This is a genomic window from Ruegeria sp. B11, from assembly GCF_056539785.1.
In genome coordinates, this window is the sequence record NZ_JBQFVO010000001.1 from 491706 (window position 1) to 501281 (window position 9576).

Here is a 9576-nt window from a genome sequence, read left to right on the forward strand (position 1 = left end):
ATCCTCATCTGGCCCGCCGGTTGGAGCATCCGCTTCTTTCACCCCCGCCGAGGCGTAAACCGGAAAAGGAAAGTAAAGCATGGCTCTTCCCGAGTTCACCATGCGTCAGCTGCTGGAAGCTGGCGTTCACTTTGGTCACCAGACACAGCGTTGGAATCCCCGCATGGGCCCGTTCATCTACGGCTCGCGCAATGGCATCCACATCATGGACCTGACTCAGACCGTTCCGATGCTGGATCAGGCTCTGCAGGCTGTCCGTGACACCGTCGCAAAAGGTGGCCGCGTTCTGTTCGTAGGCACCAAGCGTCAGGCAGCTCAGCCGATCGCAGATGCCGCTGAAAAATCGGCTCAGTACTACATGAACCACCGCTGGCTGGGCGGCACGCTGACCAACTGGAAAACCGTTTCCCAGTCGATCAACCGTCTGAACCAGATCGACGAAGCCATGGAGTCGGGTGCCGAAGGCCTGACCAAGAAAGAGCGTCTGGGCATGGAACGTGACCAGGCCAAGCTGCAGGCTTCACTGGGCGGTATCCGCGAGATGGGTGGCGTTCCGGATCTACTGTTCGTCATCGACGTCAAGAAAGAAGCACTGGCTATCGCCGAAGCCAACAAGCTGGGTATCCCGGTTGTGGCTGTTGTCGACACCAACTGCTCGCCCGATGGCGTTGACTACATCATCCCCGGCAACGACGACGCAGCGCGCGCAATCGCTCTGTATTGCGATCTGGCCGCACGTGCCGCTCTGGACGGCATGACCGCTCAGATGGGTGCTGCTGGCGTTGACCTGGGTGCGTTCGAAGAGGCGCCGGTTGAAGAAGTGGTTGCCGAAGAAGCACCCGCTGAAGAAGCCGCACCGGAAGTCAAAGCCGAAGCGTAAGCTGCCCGTCACGTAAATGACATATGGGGCAGGGTAGACCTGCCCCAATTCCGTTTGAATTGAGGAGAGCCAAAAGATGGCAATCACAGCAGCAATGGTAAAAGAACTGCGCGACTCGACCGGCGCAGGCATGATGGACGCAAAAAAAGCGCTGACCGAAACCGGCGGCAACATGGACGAAGCCGTTGACTGGCTGCGCACCAAAGGCCTGGCCAAGGCGGCCAAGAAATCGGGCCGTACTGCAGCCGAAGGTCTGGTTGCTGTTCACGTCAACGGCGGCAACGGTGTTGCAGTCGAAGTGAACTCGGAAACCGACTTCGTTGCGAAAAACAGCGAATTCCAAGAGATGGTCGGCAAGATCACCTACGCAGCCGAAGGTGTTGATGACGTCGACGCGCTGCTGGCTGCCGATCTGGGCGGCAAGTCTGTTGCAGATACTCTGACCGACAAGATCGCCACCATTGGTGAAAACATGTCGGTCCGCCGCATGTCGAAACTGTCGGGCGATACTGTCGTTTCCTACGTTCACAACGCGGCGACAACCGGCATGGGCAAAATCGGCGTTCTGGTCGCTCTGTCCGGCGGTGATGAAGGCTTCGGCAAGCAGGTTGCAATGCACATTGCAGCTGTGAACCCAGCGGCCCTGTCCGAGGCGGACATGGACCCGGAAGTTGTCGAGAAAGAGAAGCAGGTCCAGATGGACATCGCCCGCGAATCCGGCAAGCCCGAGCAGGTGATCGAAAAGATGATCGTCGGTCGCATGAAGAAATTCGTCGCCGAAGCGACCCTGCTGAACCAGGACTTCGTTGTGAATCCTGATCTGACCGTCGAAGCGGCTGCCAAAGAAGCAGGTGCTACCATCACCGGTTTTGTCCGCATGGAAGTAGGCGAGGGCATCGTGGTCGAAAAAGAAGACTTCGCTGCCGAAGTTGCAAAGGCAGCCCAAGGCTAAAATCTTTTGCAGCTTCGGTTAGAGGCTGCAACAAATACCGAGCCCGGTTGCATAGCGCAGCCGGGTTCTTTTCATGTCAAAAGCCTGTGAACCGATGCTTGCGAAGATTGGTGAATTGAGGGGCCCTGCATGATGGGGATGGAAGGGCCCCTCAATAATCCCGACAAAGAGACGTGGACGAATAGACGCCTCGGTGTCAGAGCGATCAGAGAGCTTTGGTATTACAAAGATCCGATCAAAACGTTCCCTGGCTAAAGCCACCACTCACGGAACAATATCAATTTGCAATTTTATCGGGAGATTCGGAAAGTCATGTATTCCTTACCCTAGGTCAATTTGATGCTAATTAGCATCAAAATAGGGTCATGCTTCCATCACAAACATCTGATTCTGCAACGCGGCCTTCAATACGGCCTGAGCAGTTGTTTCAACCGAAAGCGCCTCACGCGCGAGTCTCAGGTGTTTTTCCACCGTTGCCGAAGTCAAACCCATCAATAGCGCGATGTCCTGCGTGGTCTTTCCGTCGCCGACCCATTGCAAAGCTTCGCGCTGGCGTTTGGTCAGCGCGCGGTTCGGGGCATGATATGGCAAGGTCAGGATTTTGAGATGGGCAACATTATTCATCAGAAGGATGTCGTCGCCGTGCTCGTTCCAGACCTCGTCCATCTCCTCCTGGCTGTGATTACGTGCCGCAAGCGAAATCGCCCCTTTGGAACGCATCGATACCGAGTTGAAGCTGACCGTATAACCTACTGTAATATCACGCGACTTATTGAACTCAAAAACCCGAAGCTCTTCGTTCGACATGACCCCGCTGGACATCATGTCCTGTATCATGCTCCAACTTGCAGCGCCTTCGTTGTTCAGGGCCCATTTCAGCATCGGGGCATGAAAATACAGACCGGATTGAAGGAACCCTTCCAAGTAATCCGAGCAGTGATTGGTCAGGATTACAAAATCTTCTGGATCGCCGAGCGAAGTCGCCGTTCGGTATTGCGTATACCCATACAACAACCGGTCGAAGCCATACTTTTCCATCTGGCGGCAATGTGCATCCCAAAGCTCTTCCAGAGTTTTCGTGTAGCTCAGAAAATTCAGATACTCTTTGAGGGTCATCCTGTGTCCCTCTCAGCCAGATGCGCGGCAATCGCGTTCAGTGCAAGAACATAGCTTTGCGCGCCAAAACCACAGATCTGTCCAATCGCGACTGGTGCGATATGCGATTTGTGACGAAACGCCTCGCGCGCGTGGATGTTAGATAAATGAACTTCAACCACGGGTACTTCGGCCGAAGATATCGCATCCATCAGCGCAATCGATGTATGCGTGAATGCGCCTGCATTCAGTACTATGCCATCCTGAACGCCGCGTGCCGCGTGGATCGCATCAATCAGCGCGCCTTCGTGATTGGATTGGAGATGGGTTATGTTTTGACCCAGCGTTTTACCATGCGCAACGCACAGGTCCTCGATCATCTGCAACGTCGTTGCGCCGTAGACCTCGGGTTGCCGTGTACCAAGCAAATTCAGGTTCGGACCATTCAGAACCAGGATATTGTGCATATTCAAACTGTCCCCATCTTCCTTTTTTCATAAACATGAATTTAAAGGTCGTCCAGCGACCTTCGCTCTTATGGGTAGAGCTTCATTGACGCATGCAGGTTGCTGGATCGGCTCAATCCCATCCTCTATTCAATTATCTTCCATCGTGACCACAACTTTACCGAGAGCCTCGCGCCTTTCGAGCATGCCAATTGCCTCTGCCGCCTGGGTTAGCGGAAATCGTGCACTGATACGGGGTGAAATCTTTCCCGAACCATATAGGCGGAACAACTCGGCCAGGTTTTGTGCATGCCCCTTCGGGTCGCGAAATACGGACGCGCCCCAGAACACCCCGACGATCTGACAGCCCTTGAGCAAAGTCAGGTTCAGCGGAATGCTGGGGATGCCGGCAGGAAAGCCAACAACCAGATAACGCCCACCCCATGCCATACTTCGCAAGGCGGGCTCAGCGTAGTCTCCGCCGACCGCGTCGTAGACCACATCCACACCTTCGCCCCGGGCCAGTGCCTTTATCTCGGCGGACAGGGCCTTTTGCGCTTCGCGGTCCAAATCGCGAGGATAGATCAGCGTCTGGTCTGCGCCAACATCTCTGCAAAACAATGCTTTGTCTTCAGACGAGACCGCCGCGATCACATGTGCCCCCATCGCTTTGGCTAGCTCGATCGCCGCAGACCCAACGCCACCGGCGGCCCCCAGAACAAGTACTTTTTCGCCGGGCTTAAGTAGCGCACGGTCCTTGAGGGCGTGGTATGAAGTGCCGTAGGTGAAGACAAAGCTAGCCGCATCTTCAAACGGCATCACGTCGGGTATCTTGACGGCAGTCGCTGGATTAAGCTTCAGATGCGTGGCGAACCCTCCGTGCCCTGTCAGCGCCAGAACCCGATCACCAGGCGCGAAGTCTGTGACGACTTCTCCAACCGAGACAACTTCTCCGGCGATTTCACCACCTGGCGCAAAGGGGCGGGGTGGTTTTATCTGATAGAGGTCCCGGATCATCAGCGTATCAGGGAAGTTCACCCCGGCGGCGCGGATACGCAATACAATTTCATCTGACTCAGGGGTTGGATCGGGCAGGGTGGTCAGTTCCAAACTCTCGGGGCCGCCTGGTGTGACGCTGAGTAATGCCTGCATGTTTTTCAATTGCCTCTTGCTTCACCTGTTTTGAAATCGTTGGATTGTCAGGACGTATTGTCAAGAAGACCTCACGACAGAATCCCAGATCGCCTGAATGGAGTACACATGACGCCCGAGACTTTGTTTTCGCTCAGTGGAAAGACGGCACTGGTAACGGGGGGTGCCACCGGTATCGGTCGAATGGCGGCCGAGGCGTTGGTACGTGCCGGGGCGCATGTGCTGATCGCTTCTCGCAAAGGCGAGGCATGCGAGGAGGTTGCAACAGAGTTGAACGCTCTGGACGCGCCAGGTTCGGCAGAAGGGTTTGCTGGCGACATCAGCAGTGAGGCGGGTGTAGATGCGTTGGTGGATGAAATCAAAAATCGCACTCAAGCGATTGATATATTAATGAATAATGCAGGTGTGTCTTGGGGCGCGCCGATGGGGCAGTTCCCTCATTTCGCTTGGGACAAAGTCATGTCGGTTAATGTCGCAGGCGTATTTGATCTGACCCAAAAATTGCTGCCACTTCTGATGAAATCCGCAACCGACGAGGATCCTGCGCGGGTCGTCAATGTAGGTTCGGTTATGGGTGAGGTCCCGATGGGTGACGGGGCCTACAGCTATTCCGCGTCCAAAGCGGCGGTTATTCACCTGTCCAAAATCATGGCTAAAGAATTGGCACCCTACAGAGTAACGGTGAATGCGCTGGCCCCGGGACCATTCGTATCGCGCATGACGGCCTTTGCCACCGAAGACGAAACCAAGCGCGCGCGCGTCGGCAAAGGTGTTCCACTGGGCCGGGTTGGCCAGGCCGAGGATATCGCTGGTTGCATGTTGTTTCTATGCGGTCGCGGAGGCAGCTATGTCACTGGCGCGGTCATCCCTGTCTCCGGCGGGATAAATGTGCAGACCGGTGGCAATATCTTTGCCGATGCCCTTTAGCCGTGGGTTCATACGCAGGCTGAATATATGACACACACTGAAAACACTTTGGATATCAAGTCCGTCGACGCTTATCTAAACACGCATCTTGTTGGGTATCATGGCCCTCTTGAGGCTACAAAATTCACCGTGGGTCAATCGAACCCAACCTATCTGCTGCGTACGCCGGCCAAATCCTATGTTCTGAGACGCAAGCCGCCGGGCATATTGCTGAAATCCGCACATGCAGTGGATCGGGAATTTCGCGTACAAGCGGCGCTGGCTGGAAGCAAAGTGCCCGTCCCGCAAGTACATCTGCTTTGTGAAGATGACAGCGTCATAGGCTCGGCCTTTTACGTGATGGGGCATCTGAAAGGACGCACATTTGTCGACCCTGTCATGAAAGGCGAAAACAATGCGACGCGCACGGGTGTGCTGAAAGAGATTAACCGCGTACTGGCCGAACTGCACATGGTCGATATCGATGCGGTGGGTCTTTCGGATTTCGGACCTCCAGGCAACTATTTCGAGCGGCAAATTGCTCGCTGGACCAAACAATATCGCGCCTCTGAGACCGAAAAAATCGCAGAGATGGATCAGCTGATCGCCGATCTTGAGCGCCAGATCCCCGAGGATGACAATCAAAGAACACTGGTTCATGGGGACTACCGAATCGACAATCTGATGTTCGAGGCGCATGGCACCGCCTGCATCGGAGTGCTGGATTGGGAGCTATCGACCATCGGTCACCCATATGCGGACCTGGCAGCCGTCATCATGCAATGGCAGCTGCCCCCGGGCAAGGAGGGTCGGGGGTTGGCTGGCGTAGATCGGTTAAGCCTTGGGCTACCGTCAGATCAGGACTTCATCGCCGAGTATTGCGCGCGCCGCGGCCTAACGGGGATTGAGAATTTTGGCTTCTACCTTGCTTTCAACTTCTTTCGGATGGCCGGCATTCTGCAAGGTGTCTACAAGCGGGCCTTGGATGGAAACGCGTCAGACCCGGCACGCGCTAAGGCTTTCGGTGCCTATGTGCCGGTCTTCGCCCAACACGGATTATCTGCGCTGCAAAAAACGTAGGCAGTATTCTCGGCGCCCTTCAACAAATCCAGCAAAAATCAGCAGAATTCGCTGTTGCCTCGGATCTCACGAAGGCAAGATCGGCCTGATTAAGATGGAGTTGCCTCATGGGATTTGATCCGACCGCGCAGACCGACATCCACAATTGGATGCACCGATATGTGGAGCAGAGGAAATACGCAGGCAGCGCCCTTCTGATCCACCAGAACGGGCAAGAGGCATTCTTTCACGCATGTGGCCGCCGCTGCATTGAAACCGACCTCGCGTTCCAGCGCGACAGCCTGGTTCGGATCTATTCGATGACTAAGCCTGTGACGTCCGTTGCTTTGATGATGTTGGTGGAACAAGGGTTGTTTCATCTAGATGCCCCAGTTTCCGATTTCCTGCCAGAGTTTGCAACGATGCAAGCTTTGGTCCCGGGTGCAACGCAGTTGAACCAGACCGAGGACGCGCCGACGCCCAGCTTGCATCAATTGCTGACGCACACCAGCGGGCTGAGCTACCCGTTCAATCCCGGCCTTTTGCCAATGGCCATGGATGAGCTCGATCTGATCTTTTCCCCGAAACAAGGCCCGCTGGCGGATCGGGTTAAAGTGCTGGCAGGGTTGCCGCTGGCTTTTCAGCCAGGCAGTCGCTGGGAGTACTCGGTCGGTATCGACGTGATTGGCCGCGTGATAGAAGTTGTATCAGGCAAACCGCTGGACGTGTTTCTGACAGAACACATCTTTCGACCACTTGGGATGAGTGAAACCGCGTTTTCAGTGCCTGAAGGGGCAGGGGACCGATTTGCCTCGCTCTACACCCCGCTCGAAGGCGATGCCATGGCGCTGAATGCCGCAAAATCGGGTGGCGAAACATTGCGGTTGGTGGATCGGGCCGGAGAGTCCCCGTTTGAGGCGGCAACGACCTTTTCTGGCGGTGGCGGATTGATCAGTACCATCGACGATTACAGCAAGTTCGCCGAGATGTTGCGAAACAAAGGAACCGCAAATGGCGCGCGATTGCTCGGGCCGAAGACTGTAGAATTCATGTTTCGCAACCATTTACCGGACGATATTGCATCCATGGGTCCACAAAGCTTTGCAGAGCAACCCATGGAAGGCACAGGCTTTGGCATCGGAGGCGCGGTGGTACTGAACCCGGCGAGCACCCGAGCCCCAAGCTCGGTTGGCGACTATGGCTGGGGCGGGATGGCCTCCACCTATTTCTGGATCGATCCGGTCAACGCGCTTTCAACAGTGTTTTTTACACAGCTCTCGCCATCCAGCTCTTATCCATCCCGAGCGGAACTGAAGGCGCTTGTTCACGCGGCGCTCGTTGAATGATCGGTGTTTGAGTGATACCGGAAAAGGCCAAGACGCCGGAGAGCCCTGAATGACCGAAGCCGAACGCATATTGCTTGATCTGCTGAATATCGAACCGCTTGAGGTCGATTTGTTTCGCGGGACCGGTTCTGGTGGCGAGACACCAACGCGTATCTTTGGCGGGCAGGTGATCGCGCAAGCGCTTGCGGCAGCGTACAGGACGGTCGAGGATCGTTTATGCCATTCCTTGCACGCCTATTTCATAAGGCCCGGAGATCCGTCAATTCCGGTTATATATCAAGTGGATCGCGCGCGCGATGGAGGTTCTTTTACAACCCGCCGCGTGGTTGCGATCCAGCATGGCAAGCAAATTTTGAACATGTCAGCTTCGTTCCACAAGCAGGATGACGGATGGGAACATCAGCATCCGATTCCGGACGTTCAAGCGCCCGAGCACCATCCATCGCGTGACGAATTGCGCGAAAAATACCTGGATCGTGTTCCCGAAAAGCTGAAAGCTGAATTGCTGCGCGAGCGCCCGATCGAAGTGCGCGAAATTGATCCGCTGGACCTGTTTGCACCCGCCAAGGCAGATGACAAGAACCACGTCTGGTTTCGCATGGGTGCAGCGAACCACGCGGACACCGTCACACAACATCTTCTATTGGCCTATGCCTCGGATATGAGCTTGCTCAGTTCCGGAATGCGGCCCCATGGGCTGAGCTGGTTCACTGGTGAAATTGATGGGGCCAGTCTGGACCATGCCATCTGGTTTCATGCACCCGTGCAGTTTCAAAACTGGCATCTGTATTCGATGGAATCGCCGTGGACAGGGCAGGGGCGCAGCTTCAATCGGGGTTCGATCTTTTCGCAGAATGGCGAATTAGTTGCATCCGTCGCGCAAGAAGGCCTGCTCAGAAGACGGAAACTGCGCTAAGAACTGCCAGCAAACCTTTGATTAAGCTTCATCATTCCACCTAACCATCGGTCGTAGTCTTCTGTTTTTAAACGCATATAGTCAAGCACTTGTGGATGCGGAAGAATCAAGAAACGTTCATCCGCCAGCGCCTCGACACAGGCTTGGGCGACCTCATCAGGTTCAATTATTCCGTCAATCGCGGCGACCGAATCCTCATGTCCACGTATCATCTCGGACCGAACGGCCTGTGGACACAGAACCGAAACCCTGAGACTTTTATCGCCATAGGTCATCGCGATCCATTCAGCAAAACCCACAGCCGCATGTTTGGTTACGCCATAAGGGGCTGCGCCGGGTTGATTGAGCAATCCAGCCGCTGAAGCTGTGATCATCAAATAACCACCACCACGCGCAACCATCCTTGGGATCAGGTGCCGCGCGGTCCAGACATGGGACATAACGTTGATCTGCCAGATGCGGTCCCATTCAGCATCCGGCACTTCAAATCCACCTAGGGTGAGTATTCCCGCATTGGCACAGAATAAATCAATCGGAGCGATCGTATCCTCGACAGTCTCAATCAGATTTCGTATATCACTTTCCTTGGACACATCACAGCTGAGTGCATCACCGCCAATTTCCGCCGCCACGGCCTGTGCGCCGGCAAGGTCGATATCGGCGCAGACTACATGCGCACCTTCTTCTGAGAACCGCTTGGCAAGACCTTTACCTATGCCATTTGCAGCGCCAGTGATGACGACGGTCTTCCCAATCAGAACCATTGCATAGCTCGTGTCTTACTTCTCAAACACAGCGTAACATATTGGCAAGCCACGACCAAT

At 55.1% G+C, this 9576-nt stretch carries 10 protein-coding genes; 6 read left to right on the forward strand and 4 right to left on the reverse strand.

The features are described 5' to 3' along the window. Positions 1-79 precede the first annotated feature (79 nt). Positions 80-880 (forward strand): 30S ribosomal protein S2, encoded by an 801-nt coding sequence (gene rpsB / locus ACR0I1_RS02515; protein WP_170405761.1) that lies wholly within the window; start codon positions 80-82, stop codon positions 878-880. Between the two features lie 76 nt (positions 881-956). Then, positions 957-1832: a translation elongation factor Ts gene (gene tsf, locus ACR0I1_RS02520; RefSeq protein ID WP_170509912.1), complete on the forward strand. Its 876-nt coding sequence runs from the start codon at positions 957-959 to the stop codon at positions 1830-1832. Between the two features lie 363 nt (positions 1833-2195). Here the strand turns inward: tsf and ACR0I1_RS02525 are convergent, their stop codons facing one another. From ACR0I1_RS02525 to ACR0I1_RS02535, 3 genes are all read right to left on the reverse strand, one after another. After that, positions 2196-2948, reverse strand: a complete 753-nt coding sequence (locus tag ACR0I1_RS02525; protein ID WP_170393076.1) for an autoinducer binding domain-containing protein — start codon at positions 2946-2948, stop codon at positions 2196-2198. Continuing rightward, positions 2945-3394, reverse strand: a complete 450-nt coding sequence (gene aroQ, locus ACR0I1_RS02530) for a type II 3-dehydroquinate dehydratase (protein ID WP_170562752.1) — start codon at positions 3392-3394, stop codon at positions 2945-2947. Before aroQ ends, ACR0I1_RS02525 begins: the two co-directional genes overlap by 4 nt. A gap of 129 nt (positions 3395-3523) precedes the next feature. After that, on the reverse strand, positions 3524-4525 hold the full coding sequence (locus ACR0I1_RS02535) for an NADPH:quinone oxidoreductase family protein (RefSeq protein ID WP_480704829.1): 1002 nt from the start codon (positions 4523-4525) through the stop codon (positions 3524-3526). Positions 4526-4633: 108 nt separating this feature from the next. Between ACR0I1_RS02535 and ACR0I1_RS02540 the strand changes: the two genes are divergently transcribed. The 4 genes from ACR0I1_RS02540 to ACR0I1_RS02555 all read left to right on the forward strand — a co-directional run bounded on the left by ACR0I1_RS02540 (position 4634) and on the right by ACR0I1_RS02555 (position 8752). Continuing rightward, a complete protein-coding gene (locus ACR0I1_RS02540) occupies positions 4634-5452 on the forward strand; it encodes an SDR family NAD(P)-dependent oxidoreductase (protein WP_480704831.1) in 819 nt (272 codons plus the stop codon). Between the two features lie 27 nt (positions 5453-5479). Then, entirely contained in the window at positions 5480-6511 is a 1032-nt protein-coding gene (locus ACR0I1_RS02545; protein WP_480704833.1) for a phosphotransferase family protein, read from the forward strand. A gap of 107 nt (positions 6512-6618) precedes the next feature. Continuing rightward, positions 6619-7836 carry a serine hydrolase domain-containing protein gene (locus ACR0I1_RS02550; protein WP_480704835.1) on the forward strand — a complete coding sequence of 406 codons (1218 nt, stop codon included), beginning with the start codon at positions 6619-6621 and terminating at the stop codon, positions 7834-7836. Positions 7837-7885: 49 nt separating this feature from the next. After that, positions 7886-8752 carry an acyl-CoA thioesterase gene (locus ACR0I1_RS02555; protein WP_480704837.1) on the forward strand — a complete coding sequence of 289 codons (867 nt, stop codon included), beginning with the start codon at positions 7886-7888 and terminating at the stop codon, positions 8750-8752. Here ACR0I1_RS02555 and ACR0I1_RS02560 read toward each other — a convergent pair. Then, entirely contained in the window at positions 8749-9516 is a 768-nt protein-coding gene (locus tag ACR0I1_RS02560; RefSeq protein ID WP_480704839.1) for an SDR family oxidoreductase, read from the reverse strand. The genes ACR0I1_RS02555 and ACR0I1_RS02560 overlap by 4 nt on opposite strands. Positions 9517-9576 lie beyond the last annotated feature (60 nt).